Origin of the sequence: Streptomyces sp. HD (assembly GCF_028369295.1) — a bacterium.
Classification (GTDB): domain Bacteria; phylum Actinomycetota; class Actinomycetes; order Streptomycetales; family Streptomycetaceae; genus Streptomyces.
The window spans coordinates 250470-271484 of record NZ_JAQMYP010000004.1 but is presented as its reverse complement, the minus strand read 5'-3'; the positions used below and the strand labels follow the sequence as shown (position 1 = coordinate 271484).

The window sequence follows — 21015 nt, the reverse complement described above, 5'->3', positions numbered from 1 at the left end:
AGCCCGAGGGCGCGTGCCGGCACAGGCACGCGCCCTCCGTGCCGCGTTGGGTGCCCTACAGCTTCCACTCCCCGGCCTGCTGGGCGAAGCCCGAGTCCATCGCGAAGGTGACGGTGGCCGGCTTCGACGCCTTCGGCACCTCGAACACGATCCAGCCGAGCGCCTTCGCGCCGGGTTTCAGCCGGACGTCCGACGACATGGACGGGCCTGCCGTGATGTCGGCGATGGTCGTCCCGAACTGCTGGCCCTGGCCGTCGGCCATCTTCGCCCCGTTCATGGGAGCGTCGGAATAGACCTTGCTGCCGGTGTTGACCAGCTGGAACTGCACGCCGATCCACCGGTTGCCGGACTCCGGGGCGAAGAACTCGTCGCCCGGCTTGGCGTTGTCGGCGACCTTGACGACCGTGACGTCGAGTCCGCTGCCGCTCTCCATGCCCTTGAGGGCGAGCGTGTCGCCGACCTTGGCGACCTCGGGCGCGGCGCTGCTCTTCTCGGCGGCGGGCTCCTGCGCGTCGCCGCCGTCGGCCTTGGCGGAGGCCTTCGCCTTCGGCTTGTCGACGATCTCGTCACCGGAGCCGGAGCCGCAGGCGGTAAGGCCGATCGCGGCCACGGCGACGGCCGCGGTGGCGGCGAGGCGAATGCGGGTGTGCCGAATGCGGGTGTGGCGCAACATGTTCCCCCCAGGTTTCAGTGGTTCGCATGTGAAGGACCTGTGAAGAACCCGCATGGTTGTACAGAGGTGGCCGTGCTCCGTCCGGGCACGACCACCTCCGAGAGCGCCGATCGCGGACAGCGGCGAATCAGGGCGTGTACACGGTCGGCCGGGGCGCCGTTCCCATGCCGTTGCCGAGGAAGAAGCTCGGGTGCGATGGCTGGTTGTATGCCGTGTTCTGCCAGGCCAGCCCCGTGCGGTACATCGTGTCGTGCAGCAGGGTCGTGATCCTCGTGTTCGTCTCGTACGGCGTGGAGTAGATGCGCAGCGCCGTGTTGCCGCTGGTGCGCCAGATGACCTCCTCGCGCCAGTCGCCGAGGATGTCGCCGGACAGCACGGGCGTGGCCTTGGTGCCGTTGTTGGAGGAGACGCCGGAGCCGGTCAGCAGGCGGGTGTCGGAGGACGTGCCGTACTTGTCGATACGGGTGCCGTCGAGGAGTTCGCGGACGGTGTCGCCGTCCCACCAGGACAGGAAGTTGGCGGAGGACGGCTCGCGGCCCTTGGTGGCGCCGGCCTCGTCACGGATGGAGCTGTCGGAGGCGGACCACACCTCGGCGCCGTCGTTCCCGGCGTAGATGTCCCCCGCCACGCCCCGGCCGTTGTCGCAGCAGGCGGCGAGCTTCCAGTTGACCGTGCCGTTGGCCGGGTTGATGTACAGCTCGGCGGGCTGGCTCGTCGACTCCGAGACCTTGAAGTACTCCAGGCCCGCGTGCGCGGGGTCGAGGTCGCCGAGGTGCTGGGCGTCGCCATGGCCGGTCTTGGTCGTCCACAGGCCGTTGCCGTTGTCGTCAACGGCCATCGCGCCGTACACGATCTCGTCCTTGCCGTCGCCGTCGACGTCTCCGACGGACAGGCTGTGCGAGCCCTGGCCGTCGAATCCCTTGCCGGTGTTGGTGGAGGAGTTGGTGTCGAAGGTCCAGCGGCGCGTGAAGGCGCCGTTCCGCCAGTCCCAGGCGGCGATGACGGTACGGGTGTAGTAGCCGCGCGCCATGATCAGTGAGGGCCGTGAGCCGTCCAGGTAGGCGGTGCCGGCGAGGAACCGGTCGACGCGGTTGCCGTAGGAGTCGCCCCACGACGAGACCGTCCCCCGGGCCGGGACGTAGTCCACCGTCCCCATCGCCTTGCCGGTCTGCCCGTTGAACATGGTGAGGTACTCGGGGCCGGAGAGGACGTAGCCGGACGAATTCCGGTGGTCGGCGGACGAACTGCCGATCACCGCGCCCGTGCCGTCCTTCGTCCCGTCGGCGGTCTTCATGGCGACCTCGGCCTTGCGGTCGCCGTCGTAGTCGTACACCTGGAACTGCGTGTAGTGCGCGCCGGAGCGGATGTTGCGGCCCAGGTCGACGCGCCACAGCCGGGTGCCGTCGAGCTTGATGCCGTCGACGATCGTGTTGCCGGTGTGGCCGGACTGGGAGTTGTCCTTGGCGTTGGTGGGCTGCCACTTCAGGACGATGTCGAGGGCGCCGTCACCGTCGAGGTCGCCGACGGAGGCGTCGTTGGCCTCGTAGGTGTAGGCCACGCCGTCGGGGGTCGTGCCGCCGGCGGGCGCGCTGATGGGGACGTCCTTGTAGCCCGTGCGGAACTGGACGGCGTGCACGGAGTCGCCCTGCTCGACGCCGCCCACGACGGCGCGGACCGTGTAGTCGGCCTGTTCGGGGGCGCCGGAGTGGAAATAGTTCGTGGAGCCGGTGACCGGGGTCGAGTTGACCTTCGTGCCGGCCCGGTAGACGTTGAAGGAGACGTTGTCCGGGTCGGTGCCCAGCCAGCGCCAGCTGACCAGGTTGCCGTCGGCCGTGTGCACACTGACCACGCCCCGGTCGAGCGCCTCGACCTGCCGTGCGGTGGCGGCCGCGGCAATTCCGGTCCCGTTCAGGGTGGTGAGCCCGGCGGCGGTCAGGGCGGTGGTGGCGACGGCCGCGGCGAGAGCGGCCCGGCGTCTGCGGTGCTTGCGCGGGTGCTGCACGTGACGTACCTCCTCGGGGGAAGGACGGGGTCCGTCCCCTCAGTCGCCGCCGGGCGGACGGAAGTTGCCGGGTGCGTCGGCATCCCGCTCAGGGGGACGGGTCGGGTAAGGCGAAGGACCCGAACCGGCCACCTCAACCTGACGGGTTCGGACGTATTTGACGGTTCGACCGGTCCTTCCGGGCGTCGTGTCCGGTACAGGTCTGTGAAGGCCCCCTCGGCGAGGGACGCCCGCGGGGGCCCAGGGGGACACGATGAGCAACACAGTCCAGAAGACCGTTCCGCGAGAGCCACAGGACGATCCCCGACTCGGCATCCCCGTCGACACCGGATCCTGGCGGGGCCGGCCCCCGCACCGGCTGGTCGCCATCGGCGACTCGCTGACGCAGGGCTTCCAGAGCGGGGCGATCTTCCACACGGATCTGTCGTATCCGGCGGTCGTCGCCCACGAGTTGGGGTGGGCCGGCCAATTCCGCCGCCCGACGTACGACGGGTTCGGCGGGCTTCCGTTCAACATCGAGCGGTTCCTGCGCGAGTTGGAGACGCGGTTCGGGCAGGTGGTGAACTGGTGGGAGTCCGCACCCGCGCTGTGGTACGCCCACCAGCACATGGACGAGGTCGAGCGCTTCTGGGAGGTCGGGGCGGGCAACACCGTGCCCGCCCGGACCGCCGTCAACCACAACCTCGCGGTGTTCGGCTGGGACCTGCGGGACGCGCTGGTGAAGTCCGCGAGCGTGTGTGCCAAACGGATCGGCGCACCGCGCGACAACCTGCTGCGGCAGCTCGTGGAACACGCCGACGACCGCGCCGCCCTGCGCGTGCTGCCGGCCCCGCCCGCGGCGGCCGACACCCTGACACAGCTGACCGCCGCCGCCCACCTCGGCGACGAGGTCGGCGACACACGCCCGCGGCACGGCATCGAGACACTGGTCGTGTTCCTGGGAGCGAACAACGCGCTGCGCTCGGTGGTGGACCTGAAAGTGATCTGGAGCGACAAGGGGTACGACGACCTGGACCGCAAGGGCGGCTTCACCGTCTGGCGACCCGAACACTTCAGGGCCGAACTCGGCAAGGTCGCCGACCGGGTGCGCGACATCAAGGCGCGGCACGTCATCTGGTGCACCGTCCCGCATGTCACCATCGCGCCGATCGCCCGCGGTGTCGCCACGAAGACCCAGCCGGGCTCGCCGTACTTCCCGTACTACACCCGCCCGTGGATCAGTGACCGGGCGTTCGACCCGACGCAGGACCCGCACATCACCGGCGCGCAGGCGCAGGAGATCGACACCGCGATCGATCACTACAACCACGCCATCACCGACGTGGTACGCGGCGCCCGCAACGAGGGCAGGGACTGGTACCTGCTGGAGACCGTGGCCCTCCTGGACCGGCTCGGCTCCCGCCGCTACATCGAGGACCCGCTCGCCCGCCCGCCCTGGTGGCAGCCCTACCCCCTGCCGCCGGCCCTGCGCGCGCTGACACCGCAGCCCAACACCCGTTTCCTGGCGAGCGACGGCACGCGCCGCACCGACGGCGGGCTGTTCTCCCTGGACGGCGTCCACCCCACCACGGTGGGCTACGGCATCCTCGCCCAGGAACTGATCAATGTGATGCGCCTGGCCGGTGTGGAGTTCTTCCGCCCGGACGGGGTGACGCCACGCCGGGACCCCGTCCTGGTCGACTTCGACCGCCTGGTCCGCCGCGACACCCTGCTGACCCGGCCGCCGGGAAGCCTGACCTCCGGCCTCGGGTTGCTGGCCTGGGCGGACGAAGCCCTCGACCTCTTCCGTCGCGTGCTGCGGTTCGCCCTCTGAGGGACCGCCGCCATGACGGCACCCAGGACTTCACGGGACCCGCCGTCCGCACCGGGACGGCGACCCGGGGCAGCCCTGCGGCGCGGGTTGCGGCCCGTGCCGGTGCTGGGCCGGGCGCTGGTCGTGACGGCCTCGTGGGCGCTGGCGCTGCGCATGGACACCCCGGGCGACGGCACGGACGTCCGCTACTCGCGTGGCGACTGGCGGCCGGCCGGGCTGGGCGTCGAAGAGTGGTTCTCGCATGCCGAAGCGGCGGACGATGGGGACGTCGTCGTCTCCATCGACGGGCATGCGCCGACCGACGGGGTCGGTGCGGTACCGGACTCGGTGGTCCGCCCCGGGGCCGTTCCGCGGTACCGGTTCGCCAGTTCCCGCACGGTCGCGGCGATTCGCTCCCGCAAGGCGGCGGGGCGCAGCACCTCGATGTCCGTGCCCAGCCGCAGGAACTCCCCGTGGGCGTGGTCGACGGACTCGATGGGGACGGTGGCCAGGGTCCAGCCGTCGTCGTCCTTACGGCCGTCGGCCCGGACGGCGGCTCCCATCGGTCCGGCGAGCCGCACGCCCGGCGCCAGTCGGACCAGTGCCTCGGCGGGGCGGAGCCGGTCGTGGAAGTCGCGCTGGTAGGCCGCCCAGTAGCCGGCCAGGTCGAAGTCGTCGGGGCGGGTGAACTCCTCGTCGGTCACGGCGAGTCGGAGGATCTGGTCCACCCGGTACGTACGGGGTCCGGGCCCCGCGACCACATACCAGCGGCCCGCCTTGAGGACCAGGCCGTACGGCTCCAGGCGGCGCTCCACATCGGTGGGCTCACGCCAGCGCCGGTACAGGACCCGCAGCACACGGCCGTTCCAGACCGCGTCGGCCACCGCCGGGAGGTGCGGTGTCTCGTCGGAGTCGGCGTACCAGCCGGGGGCGTCCAGGTGGAAGCGGCCGCTGATGCGGTCGGCGTGGGTGCGCAGTTCGGCCGGCAGGGCTGCGCGGACCTTGAGCTGGGCGGCGGCGAGGACCGAGCCGAGGCCCAGTTCGGCGGCCGGGCCCGGTACGCCTGCCAGGAACAGGGCTTCGGCCTCGTCGGTGGTGAGTCCGGTGAGGCGGGTGCGGTAGCCGTCGAGGAGACGGTAGCCGCCGGCGTGGCCCGCGTCGCCGTAGAGGGGGATCCCGGCGGTGCCGAGCGCTTCCACGTCCCGGTAGATGGTGCGTACCGACACCTCCAGTTCCGCGGCGAGCTGGGCGGCGGTCAGCCGGCCACGGGTCTGGAGCAGCAGGAGGATGGAGACGAGTCGGCTGGACTTCACTGACACATGGTGTCAGTGAATCGGTTCTAGCGTCGCGGCATGGTCTTCACGGAAAAACTGCTGACCGTGCCGCCGCCCATCGAGGTGGCCGGGCGGCATGTCAAGCGCTACCACGTCACCACCGACCCGGCGGGCATCGCACCCGACGTGGAGAAGGCGGCGTACGCGATCCTGCCGGAGCTGCTGCCGGAGCCGGACGGCACGCCTCCGGCGACGTTCGTGGTGCTACACCGGGGCGGCGACGACGGCGCCTATCTGAACGTCTACAGCTGGGTGTGGGACAACGTCCTGCACTTCAAGGGCGCCTCGGCGGGGCAGCCGGTGCTGGGCTGCCCGGACAACGACCCCACCCATTTCATCAAGCCCGACCTGCCGTGGATCGGCTGTGTCTACGAACTCCCGCCGATCCAGCACGAACGGAACGCCTGGGTGCGGCACATCCTGACGCCCGAAGTCCCGGACCTGACCGCCTACCTGGCCGACTCCCTGCCCGATGGAACCACTGGAGACCCCGCATGAGCAGCCCGAACGACTTCGCCTTCTTCCACGGCGCGTGGGAGGTCCGCCACCGCCGCCGCACCGACTTCCTCGACCCGGACAGCGGCTGGGAGGAATTCCCGGGCACAAGCCGCTGCTGGCCGCTGTTCGACGGGGCCGCGAACCTCGACGAGATCGACATGCCGCGCCTCTCGGCGAAGGGTGCGACCCTGCGGCTCTTCGACCGGGAGACCGAGCAGTGGTCGCTGAACTGGGCCTCCAGTGTCAGCGGAAAGCTGTTCCCCCCGGTCGTCGGCCGGTTCGGCGGGGGCCGCGGGGAGTTCTACGGCGACGACACGTACGACGGGAAGGACGTACGGGTGCGCTTCGTGTGGTCGGGGGTCTCCACTGAGTCGGCCCGCTGGGAGCAGGCGTTCTCCGTCGACGAGGGACGCACCTGGCTCACCAACTGGATCATGGAGTTCAGCCGGGCTTCCTGAACGCCCGCAGGCTGAAGACCGGGTCGGGCCGGGGCCGGTCCTGGTCCGGGAGCTGCGCCAGCCGGGCCGCGAAACCGTCGGCGAGCGGGTCACCGGGCGGCAGGGTGACGAACCAGCCCCGGCGCAGGTCGGCGACCGTGCGGCGGGGGCTGCGGCCCTGACCGCGGCCCGTGAAGCGGGCCTGCCCGGCCGGGACCAGGCCATGGTCGAGGGCGTACGACTCGACGAGCGCCGCCTGGTCCCGGGCCGGGCGGCGCGGGCGGGAGGCCAGGACGGCGTCGATGTCGCTGCCCACGTTGTGCGCGGCGGCCTTGTCGACCGTGGTGACGTAGATCCCGCCGGGCCGCAGCACCCGGGCGCACTCGGCGACGGTGGTCCGTACGTCGTCGTCGGTCCGGGCGAGGTGCAGCAGCCACACGCTGCTCACGGCGTCGAACCGGCCGTCACCGAACGGCAGCCGGCGGCTGTCGGCGAGCACGACGGTGCCGGGCATACGGGCGGCGGCCTGCCGGGCCATGTTGTGCGCGAGGTCGACGCCGGTCACGTGCATGCCGTGCCGTCCGGCGGCGAGGCGCCGCGTCACGATGCCGGTGCCGCAGGCGACGTCGAGCAGCCGGCGCGTGGCGTCCGGGAGGAGGCCCAGGACCGCGTCCGCCGCGGCCGCCGCCCTGGGTTCCCCGCCGCGTGAGGCGTCGTAGCGCTCCGCTTCCTTGTCGTAGTCCAGCACGCGTCAATGCGCTCCGTGACCGGCGGCGAGGTCCTCGATCCTGCGGGCGAGCTTGAAGTCCCGCTCGGTCACGGCGCTCACGGTGTGGGTGTTCACCGTGAGGGACACCGTGTTGTAGCCGAGGGTGAGGTCGGAGTGGTGGTCGAGCTCCTCCTGGACCTGGGCGATGTGCACGACCATCGCCGTGGCCGCGAAGTGCGAGGGGAGCCGGTAGGCGCGGGCGATGCGGTCGCCTTCCTGCGACCAGCCCGGCAGCTCGGCGAGCCGGTCCTCGATCTCCTTCTGCGACAGCGGTTCGAGGGGCATGGCCTCGCTCCTTCCTGCACGGGAGGGTCCGTCCCCGGGAGGGTTCGCCCTCAGCCTGCCACAGCCGAGGCGCGGCGGTCCTGGTCAGACGGGTTCCCCGACGGCCGTCCGCGGACACCTGCGGCCGCCGGGTCGTCGGCGAGCGCGGCGATCCGCGACCGGCCCTCGACCCGTTCCGGCCATTCGCGCGGGAGGCCGTGGTCGCCGTACCGGGCGCCCGGGAGGTTGCCGCGGACGGAGCCGGTGGAGTCGCTGTCACCGCAGTGGTTGACGGCCGGCGGCAGGGCGTCCGCGACGGAGGGCGGCCTGGGGGATGAGCCCCCCCTCGGAGGCCACGGCTCGTTCGTTCGGCGGGCTCCTCGGCTACGGTCGTACTCATGACCCTTGTCCCGTCCGCCGACGCGGCGTCCGTCACCGCCTCCACCCCCGCCGAGCAGGGCGTGGGCCCCCTGCTGCGGGCCTGGCGGGAGCAACGGCGGGTCAGTCAGCTGGAGTTGGCGCTGCGGGCCGATTCCTCGGCGCGGCACATCAGCTTCATCGAGACGGGCCGTTCACGGCCGAGCGAGGAGATGGTGCTGCGGCTGGCCGAGCACCTGGAGGTGCCGGTGCGCGAGCGCAACGCGCTGCTGCTGGCCGCGGGCTACGCCCCGCGCTACCCGGAGACCCCGCTGGACGACCCGGCGCTGGACGCGCTGCGCGCGGGCATGGAGCAGCTGATCCAGGGCTACGAGCCCTACCCGGCCCTCGTCGTGGACGCGATGTACCACGTGCACGCGGCCAACCGCGGCATCCTGATGCTCCTCGACGGCATCCCCGAGCACCTCCTGAAGCCCCCGCTGAACGCGATGCGTCTGACCCTGCACCCGGAGGGTCTCGCGCCGCGCATCCGCAACCTGCGGGAGTGGCGCGGGCATCTGCTCGCCCAGATGGACCGGCAGATCGCGCTGCGCCGCTCCGAGCCGCTGCGGCGGCTGTACGAGGAGGTGGCGGCGTATCCGGTGCCGGCGGAGGAGCCGCCCGGGACAGATCAAGAACCGGCCCCCGTCCCCTACTTCGCGCTGCCGATGCAGATCGAGCACGAGGGCCGCGTCCTGTCCTTCATCTCCTCCATCTCCACGTTCAACACACCGATGGACGTGACCGTCGCCGAGCTGGCCATCGAGACACTCCTCCCGGCCGACCCGGCGACGGTCAAGTACCTTCAGTCGCTGATGTCCTGACGTGCCTTCAGCGCCGCGTACTGCAACCCGGCGAACCCGGCGACGGTGAGCGCCTGCAACACGGTCCACACCGCGCCCGCCGTGCTCGGCGACAGCCACACCAGGAGGGCGACGACACTCAGGACGGCCCAGCCGAGGTTGGCCTCGATCACGGCACGCACGGGGAAGGCGGCGGGGCGGGCCCGGGAGGCGAGGAAGCCGACGGCGGCCGCATACAGGGTGAGGAACGCGCCGAGCACGAGCAGCAGCGCCGAGTCGACGCCGAACAGACGCCCCAGCGGACCGGGGACGGCGAGGTAGGCGAGCCCGTTCGCCCCGGTCACCACGGCGTCCATGGCCAGGAAACGGCGCAGCGCGGTCTGCGGGTCGGAGGTCCGGGCGAGCGCGGCGAGCGAGGTGGCGGACATGACGAATCACCCTCCGTCGAGGTCGGGTTGCGGTGGTGGGACCCGGGCCCCGGTTCGGCGTGCGCCGCCCCGGAACCCGGTGTCTCAACGCTCTCGCGGAAAGGCGGGGAGGTCGATTACCCGCCGGGTAATGGCAGCGCCGCCCGCCCCGTAACGAGCGTCTCACCGCCGACCCGGTGAGTCCGTAACCGGAACATGACACACTGCTCCGCGTACTTTCGGCGCGTAGGGGAGGCGTGGCGTGAGTGAGCGGCGACCCGCGCCCACCGTCGGCCAGGTGGTGCTGGGAAAGCGCCTGCAGGAACTGCGGGAGGCGGCCGGCCTGGGCCGTGACGAGGCCGCACGCGTCCTACGGGTGGCCTCGGCGACCGTACGCCGTATGGAGACAGCCGAGGTCGCCCTGAAGATCCCGTACGTGCAGGTACTGCTGGAGACCTACGGCGTACCCGAGGCCGACACGGCGGCGTTCGTCGCGCTGGCCGAGGAAGCCAACCAGCCGGGCTGGTGGCAGCGGTTCCACGACGTACTGCCGGACTGGTTCAGTCTGTACGTCAGCCTGGAGGGCGCCGCCCGCATCATCCGCTCCTACGAGCCGCACTTCGTGCCCGGCCTGCTGCAGACCGAGGACTACGCGCGTGCCGTGATGGAGGCGGGGACGATCGGGCAGGCGGGGCCGGAGACCATCGAGCGGCATGTGTCGCTGCGCATGGAGCGGCAGCGGCTGCTGGAGCGGCCCGACCCGCCCCATCTGTGGGTGATCATGGACGAGACGGTGCTGCGGCGCCCGGTGAGCAGCCGCGCCGAGGTGATGCGCGACCAGTTGGACAAGCTGCTGGAGTTCGCCGAGCGCGACCGCGTCACGCTGCAGATCGCCGAGTTCTCCTCCGGCCCGCACCCGGGGACGTACGCGCCCTTCGCCTTGTTCCGCTTCGCCGAGCCCGAGCTGCCCGACATGGTCTACACCGAGTACCTCACCGGCGCCCTGTACCTGGACTCCCGCACGGAGGTCGCCGCGCATCTGGAGGTGCTGGACCACATGTCGACGGCCGCCGCGTCGGCCGCGCGCACGAGGAGGATCCTGCGGGAACTCCGCGACGACATCTGAGCCACCCGAGTGCGCCGACCGGCCACGGCTCCGGCTCCGGCTCCGGCTCCGGGATGTACCTCCCCCCCCCGTACGGCAACCTTTCCGGCCCCCGCGTACGACCTGTCCGCGTACGACCCGTCCACGACGGCACACGAGCCCGATTCGAGCCCCGAGGAGAACACACCGCATGACCGGATCCGAGTCCCTGCCCGCCCGCCTCGACACCAGCCGGCCGCACCCGGCCCGCGTCTACGACTGGTGGCTGGGCGGCAAGGACAACTACCCGGTGGACGAGGAGCTGGCCCGCAGGATCCTCGCCGTGGACGGCACGGTGCTGCGCGGGGCGCGCGCCAACCGCCGGTTCATGCACCGGGCCGTGCGCACCGCCGCCGAGGCCGGGATCCGCCAGTTCCTGGACATCGGCACCGGCATCCCCACCGAGCCCAACCTGCACCAGGTGGCGCAGGGCGTCGCGCCCGAGTCCAAGGTGGTGTACGCCGACAACGACCCGATCGTGCTGCGGCATGCGGAAGCCCTGCTGAACGGCACCGCCGAGGGCGGCACCGACTACGCGCACGCCGACGTCCGTGACATCGACGCCCTGCTGGACCGGGCGGGCGAGTCCCTGGACCTCACCGAGCCGGTCGCGCTTTCGCTGGTAGCGCTCACCCACTACCTGGACGACGACCCGGACGGCGACGACGTGTACGGCCTGCTCCGGAGGTACGTCGCCGCACTCGCCCCGGGCAGCTACCTGATCCTCTCCCAGGTCACCCCGGACCTCAGCCCGGAGGCCATCGAGCAGGCGGCGAACCAGTTCCGGCGCAGCGGCACGCCCTTCCACCCCCGGTCGCTCGCCGAGTTCTCCCGCTTCTTCGACGGTCTGGAGCTGCTCGGCCCCGGCGTCATCCCCGTCTACGGCTGGCGTCCGGAGCCGGAGGACGTGGCGGCCCAGGCGGAGGGCATCGTGCCGGTGTACGCGGGGGTCGCCCGCAAGGTCTGACCCGTACGGGTGCCGTGAACGGGTGCGCTCCCTCGCCCCGCCCTAGGTTCGTGACCAGGGCCTGTCCGAGGGCAAGCTAAGGGAGCGCCTGTGACCGACACCCGGATACCGCCCACCCCGCCCGCCGAGCCGCCGCCCGCCGAGCCGGGTGCGGCGCTGCTGAAGGCCGGCAGGTTCTTCCGGCCCGGCACGCCCGCGCCCGATCTGCACAGCGTCGAGCTGACCGGCGGGCGGGAGGCGGACGCCTTCTACCGGGACCGCTGGAGCCACGACAAGGTCGTGAACTCCACCCATGGCGTGAACTGCACCGGCTCCTGCCGCTGGAAGGTGTACGTCAAGGACGGCATCATCACCTGGGAGACGCAGCAGACGGACTACCCGTCGGTCGGCCCGGACCGCCCGGAGTACGAACCCCGCGGCTGCCCACGCGGCGCCGCCTTCTCCTGGTACACCTACTCCCCCACCCGGGTCCGCTACCCGTACGTCCGCGGTGTGCTCCTCCAGATGTACCGCGAGGCGAAGGAACGCCTGCAGGACCCGGTCCTGGCCTGGGCGGACGTCCAGAGCGACCCCGAGCGTCGCCGCCGCTACCAGCGGGCGCGCGGCAAGGGCGGCCTGGTGCGGGCGAGTTGGGACGAGGCGGTCGAGCTGGTCGCCGCGGCCCACGTCCACACCATCAAGACGTACGGCCCCGACCGCGTCGCCGGTTTCTCCCCCATCCCCGCGATGTCGATGGTGTCGCACGCGGCGGGCGCCCGCTTCCACTCCCTGATCGGCGCCCCGATGCTGTCGTTCTACGACTGGTACGCCGATCTGCCCGTGGCCTCCCCGCAGGTCTTCGGCGACCAGACCGACGTGCCGGAGTCGGGCGACTGGTGGGACGCGGCGTATCTGATGATGTGGGGCTCGAACGTCCCGGTGACCCGCACGCCGGACGCGCACTGGATGGCGGAGGCCCGCTACCGGGGCCAGAAGGTCGTGGTCGTCGCTCCCGACTACGCCGACAACGCCAAGTTCGCCGACGAGTGGCTCCACCCGCACCCCGGCACGGACGGCGCCCTGGCCCTCGCCATGGGCCACGTCGTCCTCAAGGAGTTCTTCGTCGACCGGGAGACCCCCTTCTTCGCGGACTATGTCCGCCGGTTCACCGACCTGCCCTTCCTTGTCACCCTGGAGGACCGGGACGGCGCCCATGTCCCCGCGAAGTTCCTGCGCGCCTCGGACCTGGGCCAGGAGGGCGAGGGCGCCGAGTGGAAGACGGTCGTCCTGGACGAGGCGACGGGCCGCGCGGTCGCCCCGAACGGCTCCCTGGGTTTTCGCTGGACCGAGTCGGGAAAGGGGAAGTGGAACCTCGAACTCGGCGACATACGCCCGCAGTTGAGCCTGTACGGCAGCGAGGTCGCCGCCGGTGTCGAGGTGCTGCTCCCCCGGTTCGACACGGAGGGCGGGGCGCACGGACAGGGGCGCGGGGACGTCGTACGCCGTGGTGTCCCGGCGACGAAGCTGGGCGGCGTGCACGGGCCGCTGGTGACGACGGTCTTCGACTTGCTGCTCGCCCAGTACGGGGTGGCACGGCCCGGGCTGCCGGGCCGCTGGCCCTCGTCGTACGACGATGCCGACGCGCCCGGCACCCCCGCCTGGCAGGAGGTGCACACCTCCGTTCCGGCGGCCAAGTGCGCAAGGATCGCCCGGGAGTTCGCGCGGACGGCCGAGCGGTCCGAGGGCCGCTGCATGATCCTGATGGGCGCCGGCACCAACCACTGGTTCCACTCCGAGACGATCTACCGCGCCTTCCTCGCCCTGCTCCAGCTCACCGGCTGCCAGGGCCGCAACGGCGGCGGCTGGGCGCACTACGTGGGCCAGGAGAAGTGCCGTCCGGTGACCGGCTGGGCGACGCTCGCGGCGGCGTCGGACTGGTCTCGTCCGCCGCGCCAGATGATCGGCACGGCGTACTGGTTCCTCAACACCGACCAGTGGCGCTACGACCGCTTCACGGCCGACGTGCTGACCTCCCCGCTGGGTGCGGGCCGGTTCCGGGGGATGACGGGCGCGGACTGTCTGGCGCTGTCGGCGCGTGTGGGGTGGATGCCGTCGTATCCGACCTTCGACCGCAATCCGCTGGAGCTGGGCGAGGTGTTCGGCGATCCGGTGGCCAGGACGGTGGCCGAACTGCGCGCCGGGACCCTGAAGTTCGCCTGCGAGGACCCGGACGCGCCGGAGAACTGGCCGCGGGTGCTGACGCTGTGGCGGGCCAATCTGCTGGGCTCCTCGGCGAAGGGCGCGGAGTACTTCACCCGGCATCTGCTGGGCACCCACTCCTCGCTGCAGGCGGAGGAGGCGCCCGAGGACGTACGGCCGCGGGAGGTGACCTGGCACGAGGAGGCGCCCGAGGGCAAGCTCGACCTGCTGCTGTCGCTGGACTTCCGGCAGACGTCGTCCACGCTGCTGTCGGACGTCGTGCTGCCCGCCGCCACCTGGTACGAGAAGCACGACCTGTCCAGCACGGACATGCACCCCTTTGTGCACTCCTTCACCCCGGCCGTGGATCCGCCGTGGCAGGCGCGCACCGACTTCGACACGTTCAAGGCGCTGGCCGAGCGGCTCAGCGAACTCGCCGTCGGCCATCTCGGCGTACGCAAGGACCTGGTGGCGACCCCGCTCCAGCACGACACCCCGGGCGAGCTCGCCCAGCCGGGCGGGGTCGTCCTGGACTGGCGGCGCGGGGAGTGCGCTGCGGTGCCCGGCCGGACCATGCCGAACCTGACCGTCGTGGAGCGGGACTACACCGCGATCGGCGCCAAGTTCTCGGCGCTGGGCCCGCTGGTGGAGCAGCTCGGCCTGCCCGCCAAGGGCATCACGCTGAAGCCGGACCAGGAGGTCGAGGACCTCAGGCACCTCAACGGTGTGACGGCCGACGGCCGCCCCTGCCTCGACACGGCCGTGAAGGCGGCGAACACCATCCTCGCCCTGTCCGGCACCACCAACGGCCGTCTGGCCACCCAGGGTTTCCGCACCCTTGAGGCGCGAACCGGGCAGGAGATGGCACACCTGGCCGCCGAGCACGAGGGCAGGCGGATCACGTACGCGGACACGCAGGCCGCGCCGGTGCCGGTGATCACCTCGCCGGAGTGGTCGGGCAGCGAGTCGGGCGGGCGGCGCTACACGGCCTTCACCCTCAACACCGAGCATCTCAAGCCCTGGCACACCCTCACCGGCCGCCAGCACTTCTTCCTCGACCACGACTGGATCCACGAGCTCGGCGAGGCCCTGCCCGTCTACCGGCCGCCGCTGGACATGAACAAGCTGTTCGGCGAACCGCGGCTCGGCCCGGACGGGCAGCAGGAGGTGACGGTCCGTTACCTCACCCCGCACAACAAGTGGTCCATCCACTCCGAGTACCAGGACAACCTGTTCATGCTGGCCCTCTCCCGGGGCGGCCAGAACATCTGGATGTCCCCGCAGGACGCGGACGCGATCGGCGTCGTGGACGACGACTGGATCGAGGCGGTCAACCGCAACGGCGTGGTCGTCGCGCGGGCCGTCGTCTCGCACCGGATGCCACCCGGCACCGTCTACATGCACCACGCGCAGGAACGCACGGTCGCCGTCCCGAAGACCGAGACCACCGGCCGCCGCGGCGGCATCCACAACTCGCTGACCCGGCTGATCCTCAAGCCGTCCCATCTCGTCGGCGGCTACGCCCAGTTGTCCTGGGCGTTCAACTACCTGGGCCCGACGGGCAACCAGCGCGACGAGGTGACGGTGATCCGCCGCCGCAGCCAGGAGGTCGAGTACTGATGCGCCCGATGGCCCAGATAGCGATGGTCATGAACCTCGACAAGTGCATCGGCTGCCACACCTGCTCGGTCACCTGCAAACAGGCGTGGACCAACCGGCAGGGCATGGAGTACGTCTGGTTCAACAACGTCGAGACCCGCCCCGGCCAGGGCTACCCACGCCGCTACGAGGACCAGGAGCGCTGGCGGGGCGGCTGGGAACTGAACCGGCGAGGCGCGCTGAAGCTCAAGGCCGGCGGCCGGTTCCGCAAGCTCGCCGGGATCTTCGCCAACCCCGAACTCCCGGAGATCAAGGACTACTACGAGCCCTGGACGTACGACTACAAGAACCTCACCGACGCCCCGCTCGGCGAGGACTTCCCGGTGGCCCAGCCGATCTCGCAGCTCGACGGCAAACCGATGAAGATCGAGTGGTCATCGAACTGGGACGACAACCTCGCCGGCGCACCCGCACACGGTGACCTCGACCCGATGGTCGAGCAGGCGCGCAGACAGGCCTCGGACAAGGTGCGGTTCGAGTTCGAGCAGACCTTCATGTTCTATCTGCCGCGCATCTGCGAACACTGCCTCAACCCGTCCTGTGTGGCGTCGTGCCCGTCGGGGGCGATGTACAAGCGGGCGGAGGACGGCATCGTCCTGGTCGACCAGGACCGGTGCCGGGGCTGGCGGATGTGCGTGACGGGATGCCCGTACAAGAAGGTGTACTTCAACCACCGCACCGGCAAGGCCGAGAAGTGCACCCTGTGCTATCCGCGGGTCGAGGTCGGTCTGCCGACGGTCTGCTCGGAGACCTGCGTGGGCCGGCTGCGCTACCTCGGGGTGATCCTGTACGACGCCGACAAGGTGACGGCCGCCGCCTCGGTGCGCAGCGAACAGGACCTGTACGAGGCGCAGTTGGGCGTCTTCCTCGATCCCGACGACTCCGGGGTGCGGCGGGCCTGCGAGGACGCGGGGATCCCCTACGACTGGCTGGAGGCCGCCCGCCGCTCCCCCGTGCACGCGCTGATCAGCAAGTACCGGGTGGCGCTGCCGCTGCATCCGGAGTACCGGACGATGCCGATGGTCTGGTACATCCCGCCGCTCTCCCCGGTCGTGGAGGCGCTGACGGAGACCGGGCACGACGGGGAGGACGCGGACAACCTGTTCGGCGCGATCGACACGCTGCGCATTCCGCTGGAGTACCTGGCGGAGCTGTTCACGGCCGGTGACGTCGGCCCGGTGCGGTCCTCGCTGGAGAAGCTCGCCGCGATGCGCGCCCACATGCGGGCGATCAACCTCGGTGAGGAGCCGGACCCGTCGACGGCGTCCGCCGTGGGCATGGGACGGTTCGAGATCGAGGAGATGTACCGGCTGCTGGCGATCGCCAAGTACGAGGACCGGTACGTGATTCCGACGGCGGCCGTCGGGGACGCCCGGCGCCTGGAGGAGTCGGCGCTCCCACAGGGGTGCAGCCTCGACTTCGAGGGCGGTCCCGGGATGGGCGGGGACGGCCCCTTCGGCCAGGACTCGGGCCGCAAGCTGCTGCCGCTGGTGACGGTGGAGAACTTCCACGCCCTGCGCAGACGGCAGACCGCGGACGACACGGCCGTAGCGGCCGACACAGCCCCCACAGCCGACTCCGAGGAGTCCTGATGCCCTCCTTCGAGGTGCTCTACCAGGCGGCCGCGCTCTGCCTGACCTACCCTGACGACGACTTCCGCGCCCGGCTGCCGCTGCTGCGGGAAGCCGCCCCGCAACTGCGGGAGTTCACCGACCACGCGGCGGTCACTCCCCCGCAGGACCTGGCCGCGCACTACGTCGAGGTCTTCGACCTCAACAACCGCCACAGCCTGTACCTGAGCTGGTGGCAGGACGGGGACACCCGGCGGCGCGGCATGTCGCTGCTCCGCTTCAAGGAGCTCTACCGCGCACACGGCCTGGAGTTCACCGGCGAGGAGCTGCCCGACTTCCTGCCCGCGGTCCTGGAGTTCGCGGCCCGCACCGGCAGCACCGACCTCCTGCTGGAACACCGGGACGCCCTGGAGCAGCTCCGCTCCCGGCTCACCGACTTCGGGACTCCGTACGCGTCCGTCCTGGACGCCGTATGCGCCACACTGCCGACCGCACACTCGGGAGTGCGCTCATGACCACACTCCTCTGGGGCGTCCTGCCGTACGTCACCTTCGCCCTCCTCGTCGCCGGCCTGATCTGGCGCCACCGCTACGACCGGTTCGGCTGGACCACCCGCTCCTCGCAGGTCTACGAGTCCAAGCTGCTGAACATCGCCTCGCCCGCCTTCCACTACGGCATCCTGTTCGTGCTGGTGGGCCATCTGATCGGCCTGTTCGTCCCGCAGTCCTGGACGGACGCGCTCGGCGTCGGCGAGCACACCTACCACCTGTTCTCCCTCTACGGCGGTACGGCGGCCGGGATCCTGACGGTCGCCGGGATCGTGCTGCTGATCTACCGCCGCCGGACGAACGCACCGGTGTTCCGGGCGACGACGGTCAACGACCAGCTCATGTACGTGGTGCTGCTGGCGGCGATCGCGATGGGCATGGTCGCGAAACTGGCCCACTCCTCCGGCGACGGCTACGACTACCGGCAGTCCATCGCCCCTTGGGCCCGCAGCCTCTTCACGCTCCAGCCGGACCTCGACCGGATGGCGGGCGTGCCGGTGCTGTACCAGATCCACGCCGTGATCGGCATGGCGCTGATCGCGCTGGTGCCGTACACCCGGCTGGTGCACATGTTCAGCGCGCCGGTGCAGTACCTGTTCCGGCCGTACGTGGTGTACCGGAGCCGCGACCCCCGACAGCTGGGGCCGCGGCCGGAGAAGCGGGGCTGGGAGAGGACCGGTTCCTAGGCCGCCCCGCCCGTCTGGTCCCTGTGGTCCCGCTGGTCCTTCTGCTCCTTCTCGTCGTCGACGATCTCCGCGTCCACCACGTCGTCGTCCTGCGGTGAGGTCTGCTCAGTGCCCGTGGCCGTGCCCGGGCCGGCGTCCGTCGGCGCCTGCTGGGCCTGGGCGTACATCGCCTGGCCCATCTTCTGGCTGACGGTGGCGAGTTTCTCGATGCCGGTGCGCAGGGCGTTCGTATCGGCGTTCTGCTCCAGTTGCTGCTTCAGGTCCGTGACCGCCGACTCGACCTCGGTCCTGGTGTCCGCCGGGACCTTGTCCTCGTTGTCGCGGATGAACTTCTCGGTCTGGTAGACGAGCTGCTCGGCCTGGTTCCGGGTCTCCGCAGCCTCGCGGCGACTGCGGTCCTCCTCGGCGTACTGCTCGGCCTCCCGCATCATCCGGTCGATGTCGTCCTTCGGCAGCGCCGAGCCGCCGGTGACCGTCATCTTCTGTTCGCGCCCGGTGGCCAGGTCCTTGGCGGAGACGTGCATGATGCCGTTGGCGTCGATGTCGAACGCGACCTCGATCTGCGGCACCCCGCGCGGCGCGGGCGGCAGACCGGTCAGGTCGAAGACGCCGAGCTTCTTGTTGTACGCGGCGATCTCACGTTCGCCCTGGTAGACCTGGATGCCGACCGAGGGCTGGTTGTCGGTGGCGGTCGTGAAGATCTCCGAACGCCGGGTCGGGATCGTCGTGTTGCGCTCGATGAGCTTGGTCATGATGCCGCCCTTGGTCTCGATGCCGAGGGACAGCGGGGTGACGTCGAGCAGGAGGACGTCCTTGACGTCGCCGCGGATGACACCCGCCTGGAGAGCCGCGCCGACGGCCACGACCTCGTCGGGGTTGACGCCCTTGTGCGGGTCCTTGCCGGTGAGTTCCTTCACCAGGTCGGTGACGGCGGGCATCCGGGTGGAGCCACCGACGAGGATGACGTGATCGACCGCGGCGAGCTTGATGCCGGCGTCCTTGACGGCCTGGTGGAAGGGGGTCTTGCAGCGGTCGAGGAGGTCCGCGGTGAGTTCCTGGAACTGGGCGCGGGTCAGCTTCTCGTCGAGGTGGAGGGGGCCCGCGGCGGAGGCGGTGATGTAGGGCAGGTTGATCGTCGTCTCGGAGGAGCTGGACAGCTCGATCTTGGCTTTCTCGGCACCTTCGCGAAGCCGTTGCAGGGCCATCTTGTCGTTGCCGAGGTCGATGCCGTTCTGTCCCTTGAACTTCTTCACGAGGTACTCGACGACCCGCTGGTCCCAGTCGTCGCCGCCGAGATGCGTGTCGCCGTTGGTGGCCTTGACCTCGATGACGCCGTCGCCGATCTCCAGCAGGGAGACGTCGAAGGTGCCGCCGCCGAGGTCGAAGACCAGTACTGTCTGCTCCTCGCCGCGGTCGAGGCCGTAGGCGAGGGCGGCGGCCGTGGGCTCGTTGATGATCCTGAGCACCTTCAGGCCCGCGATCTCCCCGGCCTCCTTGGTGGCCTGCCGCTGGGCGTCGTCGAAGTACGCGGGGACGGTGATCACCGCGTCGGTGACGTCCTCGCCGAGATAGGACTCGGCGTCCCGCTTCAGCTTCTGCAGCACCCGGGCGGACAGCTCCTGCGCCCGGTAGCGGGTGCCGTCGATGTCGCCCTGATCGGGGAACCGCCAGCTCCCGTCACCCATGTGCCGCTTCACGGAACGGGCGGTGCGCTCGACGTTCGTCACCGCCTGCCGTTTGGCCACCTCCCCCACGAGCACCTCGCCGTTCTTGGCGAAGGCCACGACCGAAGGTGTGGTCCTGGCCCCCTCCGCATTGGCGACGACAGTGGGTTCGCCGCCCTCCAGAACGGCGACCACCGAGTTCGTGGTCCCGAGATCGATTCCGACCGCGCGTGCCATCGCTGTCCCCTTCCGCCAGGGCACCTCTTGAACTCCAGCACAAAACTTGAGTGGGTTCTTGTCAATGGGACGGGTGACCTACCGGAAGGGGGCCAAACGGGGCCTGAGCAAGCGCTCAGGCCCTCTGCTCAGCCAAGCTTGGCCGACAGGGTGATGGTCGTGCCCGTCAGAGCCTGGCTCACCGGGCAGTTCTTCTTGGCATCCTCCGCCGCGGCGACGAACGCCTCATCGTCGATACCGGGAACCGTCCCCTCGACGGTGAGGTGAATCCCGGTGATCCCCTCTCCCGGCTGGAAGCTCACGTCCGCCGAGGTGACCAGCTTGGTGGGCGGGGTGCCGGCACCCGCGAGGGCGTGCGACAGGGCCATGGAGAAGCAGCTGGAGTGCGCGGCGGCGATCAGCTCTTCCGGGCTGGTCTTGCCGTTCGCGTCCTGGGAGCGCGAGGCCCACGTGACCGGCTGTGCGGCGATGGCACCGGAAGAGTCGAAGTTGACGACACCGTTGCCCTCAAGCAGGCTGCCTTCCCAGACGGTGTGTGCGGAGCGCGTGGTAGCCACGGTTCTTCCTTTCGCGTGGGGGCCCGTTTCCTGGGTCCGTGCCCCCATCCGATCACACTCCGCCTCACTGCACCCGGAAGACCGGCCCACGCGGGGTGAACGGCAGTCGACGCCTCTGCGCAATCCAATACGCGTGCTCGCGCCGCACCCGCAGCACATCGCACCAGCCGTCGGTGCCGACCAGGACGGGAGCACCCGGCGGGAAGTCGTCCGCGCGCTGCACGAACTCGTCGAACCAGCGGGCCAGTCGGGCGTCCCACGGCAGCGGCGGACGGCTGAGCGCGCGGACCTCCTGGACCGGACCGCCGGGCCGGAAGCCGCGCTCCTGCTGCCGGCGATGCGGTCGTGGACCTCCTCCGCGGACAGTCCGGTGAACCGTGCGTCGTACAGCAGGCCTTGGGGCATCTC

The 21015-nt window shown here is 70.8% G+C and carries 19 protein-coding genes and 1 pseudogene; 10 read left to right on the top strand and 10 right to left on the bottom strand.

Annotated elements, in window-relative coordinates:
* Positions 1-55: 55 nt before the first annotated feature.
* Both POF73_RS06090 and POF73_RS06085 read right to left on the bottom strand, forming a co-directional pair.
* A complete protein-coding gene (locus POF73_RS06090; protein WP_272113432.1) occupies positions 56-673 on the bottom strand; it encodes a DUF4352 domain-containing protein in 618 nt (205 codons plus the stop codon).
* 127 nt (positions 674-800) lie between these two features.
* The gene (locus POF73_RS06085; protein WP_272113431.1) at positions 801-2675 is read right to left on the bottom strand and encodes a rhamnogalacturonan lyase; all 1875 of its coding nucleotides are present in this window, start codon (positions 2673-2675) and stop codon (positions 801-803) included.
* 253 nt (positions 2676-2928) lie between these two features.
* On the opposite strand from POF73_RS06085, the gene POF73_RS06080 reads away from it, so the two are divergent.
* Complete coding sequence (locus POF73_RS06080; protein WP_272113430.1) at positions 2929-4488, top strand: hypothetical protein; 1560 nt, start codon at positions 2929-2931, stop codon at positions 4486-4488.
* Between the two features lie 185 nt (positions 4489-4673).
* On the opposite strand, the gene POF73_RS06075 is transcribed toward POF73_RS06080, so the two are convergent.
* Positions 4674-5780, bottom strand: a complete 1107-nt coding sequence (locus POF73_RS06075; RefSeq protein WP_272113429.1) for a helix-turn-helix transcriptional regulator — start codon at positions 5778-5780, stop codon at positions 4674-4676.
* Positions 5781-5819: 39 nt separating this feature from the next.
* On the opposite strand from POF73_RS06075, the gene POF73_RS06070 reads away from it, so the two are divergent.
* Both POF73_RS06070 and POF73_RS06065 read left to right on the top strand, forming a co-directional pair.
* Positions 5820-6299: a hypothetical protein gene (locus POF73_RS06070; protein ID WP_272113428.1), complete on the top strand. Its 480-nt coding sequence runs from the start codon at positions 5820-5822 to the stop codon at positions 6297-6299.
* Positions 6296-6757 (top strand): hypothetical protein, encoded by a 462-nt coding sequence (locus tag POF73_RS06065; RefSeq protein ID WP_272113427.1) that lies wholly within the window; start codon positions 6296-6298, stop codon positions 6755-6757. The genes POF73_RS06070 and POF73_RS06065 overlap by 4 nt, the downstream gene beginning before the upstream one ends.
* On the opposite strand, the gene POF73_RS06060 is transcribed toward POF73_RS06065, so the two are convergent.
* From POF73_RS06060 to POF73_RS46145, 3 genes are read right to left on the bottom strand one after another with little or no spacing between them, the layout of a single operon-like run.
* Complete coding sequence (locus tag POF73_RS06060) at positions 6741-7484, bottom strand: class I SAM-dependent methyltransferase (protein WP_272113426.1); 744 nt, start codon at positions 7482-7484, stop codon at positions 6741-6743. The genes POF73_RS06065 and POF73_RS06060 overlap by 17 nt on opposite strands.
* A 3-nt stretch (positions 7485-7487) precedes the next feature.
* Positions 7488-7790, bottom strand: coding sequence for a 4a-hydroxytetrahydrobiopterin dehydratase (locus tag POF73_RS06055; protein WP_272113425.1), 303 nt, complete (start codon positions 7788-7790; stop codon positions 7488-7490).
* A 50-nt stretch (positions 7791-7840) separates the two neighbouring features.
* Positions 7841-8263 (bottom strand): ADP-ribosylglycohydrolase family protein, encoded by a 423-nt coding sequence (locus POF73_RS46145; RefSeq protein WP_443049432.1) that lies wholly within the window; start codon positions 8261-8263, stop codon positions 7841-7843.
* On the opposite strand from POF73_RS46145, the gene POF73_RS06045 reads away from it, so the two are divergent.
* Positions 8168-9010 (top strand): helix-turn-helix domain-containing protein, encoded by an 843-nt coding sequence (locus POF73_RS06045; protein ID WP_272113424.1) that lies wholly within the window; start codon positions 8168-8170, stop codon positions 9008-9010. The genes POF73_RS46145 and POF73_RS06045 overlap by 96 nt on opposite strands.
* Here POF73_RS06045 and POF73_RS06040 read toward each other — a convergent pair.
* Positions 8992-9417, bottom strand: a complete 426-nt coding sequence (locus tag POF73_RS06040) for a hypothetical protein (RefSeq protein WP_272113423.1) — start codon at positions 9415-9417, stop codon at positions 8992-8994. The two genes, POF73_RS06045 and POF73_RS06040, sit on opposite strands and share 19 nt — an antisense overlap.
* Positions 9418-9658: 241 nt before the next feature.
* Between POF73_RS06040 and POF73_RS06035 the strand changes: the two genes are divergently transcribed.
* The 6 genes from POF73_RS06035 (at position 9659) to narI (ending at position 18149) form a co-directional block, all read left to right on the top strand.
* Complete coding sequence (locus POF73_RS06035; protein ID WP_272113422.1) at positions 9659-10522, top strand: helix-turn-helix domain-containing protein; 864 nt, start codon at positions 9659-9661, stop codon at positions 10520-10522.
* Between the two features lie 169 nt (positions 10523-10691).
* Positions 10692-11507 carry an SAM-dependent methyltransferase gene (locus POF73_RS06030; protein WP_272113421.1) on the top strand — a complete coding sequence of 272 codons (816 nt, stop codon included), beginning with the start codon at positions 10692-10694 and terminating at the stop codon, positions 11505-11507.
* 90 nt (positions 11508-11597) lie between these two features.
* The gene (locus tag POF73_RS06025) at positions 11598-15305 is read left to right on the top strand and encodes a nitrate reductase subunit alpha (RefSeq protein WP_272113420.1); all 3708 of its coding nucleotides are present in this window, start codon (positions 11598-11600) and stop codon (positions 15303-15305) included.
* Positions 15305-16936, top strand: a complete 1632-nt coding sequence (narH, locus tag POF73_RS06020; protein ID WP_272113419.1) for a nitrate reductase subunit beta — start codon at positions 15305-15307, stop codon at positions 16934-16936. The genes POF73_RS06025 and narH overlap by 1 nt, the downstream gene beginning before the upstream one ends.
* The gene (narJ, locus tag POF73_RS06015) at positions 16936-17430 is read left to right on the top strand and encodes a nitrate reductase molybdenum cofactor assembly chaperone (protein ID WP_272113418.1); all 495 of its coding nucleotides are present in this window, start codon (positions 16936-16938) and stop codon (positions 17428-17430) included. Before narH ends, narJ begins: the two co-directional genes overlap by 1 nt.
* On the top strand, positions 17427-18149 hold the full coding sequence (gene narI, locus POF73_RS06010) for a respiratory nitrate reductase subunit gamma (RefSeq protein WP_272113417.1): 723 nt from the start codon (positions 17427-17429) through the stop codon (positions 18147-18149). Before narJ ends, narI begins: the two co-directional genes overlap by 4 nt.
* Here the strand turns inward: narI and dnaK are convergent.
* The 3 genes and pseudogenes from dnaK to POF73_RS05995 form a co-directional block, all read right to left on the bottom strand.
* Complete coding sequence (dnaK, locus tag POF73_RS06005; protein WP_272113416.1) at positions 18146-20050, bottom strand: molecular chaperone DnaK; 1905 nt, start codon at positions 20048-20050, stop codon at positions 18146-18148. The genes narI and dnaK overlap by 4 nt on opposite strands.
* 128 nt (positions 20051-20178) lie before the next feature.
* A complete protein-coding gene (locus POF73_RS06000; RefSeq protein WP_272113415.1) occupies positions 20179-20607 on the bottom strand; it encodes an OsmC family protein in 429 nt (142 codons plus the stop codon).
* Positions 20608-20671: 64 nt separating this feature from the next.
* Positions 20672-21012: pseudogene (locus tag POF73_RS05995) on the bottom strand (hypothetical protein); the annotation flags it as partial.
* Positions 21013-21015 lie beyond the last annotated feature (3 nt).

Coding starts and splice junctions, on each gene's coding strand:
- POF73_RS06090 (WP_272113432.1), bottom strand. CDS start 673: ATGTTGCGCCACACCCGCATTCGGCACACCCGCATTCGCCTCGCCGCC.
- POF73_RS06080 (WP_272113430.1), top strand. CDS start 2,929: ATGAGCAACACAGTCCAGAAGACCGTTCCGCGAGAGCCACAGGACGAT.
- POF73_RS06070 (WP_272113428.1), top strand. CDS start 5,820: ATGGTCTTCACGGAAAAACTGCTGACCGTGCCGCCGCCCATCGAGGTG.
- POF73_RS06065 (WP_272113427.1), top strand. CDS start 6,296: ATGAGCAGCCCGAACGACTTCGCCTTCTTCCACGGCGCGTGGGAGGTC.
- POF73_RS06055 (WP_272113425.1), bottom strand. CDS start 7,790: ATGCCCCTCGAACCGCTGTCGCAGAAGGAGATCGAGGACCGGCTCGCC.
- POF73_RS06045 (WP_272113424.1), top strand. CDS start 8,168: ATGACCCTTGTCCCGTCCGCCGACGCGGCGTCCGTCACCGCCTCCACC.
- POF73_RS06040 (WP_272113423.1), bottom strand. CDS start 9,417: ATGTCCGCCACCTCGCTCGCCGCGCTCGCCCGGACCTCCGACCCGCAG.
- POF73_RS06030 (WP_272113421.1), top strand. CDS start 10,692: ATGACCGGATCCGAGTCCCTGCCCGCCCGCCTCGACACCAGCCGGCCG.
- narH (WP_272113419.1), top strand. CDS start 15,305: ATGCGCCCGATGGCCCAGATAGCGATGGTCATGAACCTCGACAAGTGC.
- narJ (WP_272113418.1), top strand. CDS start 16,936: ATGCCCTCCTTCGAGGTGCTCTACCAGGCGGCCGCGCTCTGCCTGACC.
- narI (WP_272113417.1), top strand. CDS start 17,427: ATGACCACACTCCTCTGGGGCGTCCTGCCGTACGTCACCTTCGCCCTC.
- dnaK (WP_272113416.1), bottom strand. CDS start 20,050: ATGGCACGCGCGGTCGGAATCGATCTCGGGACCACGAACTCGGTGGTC.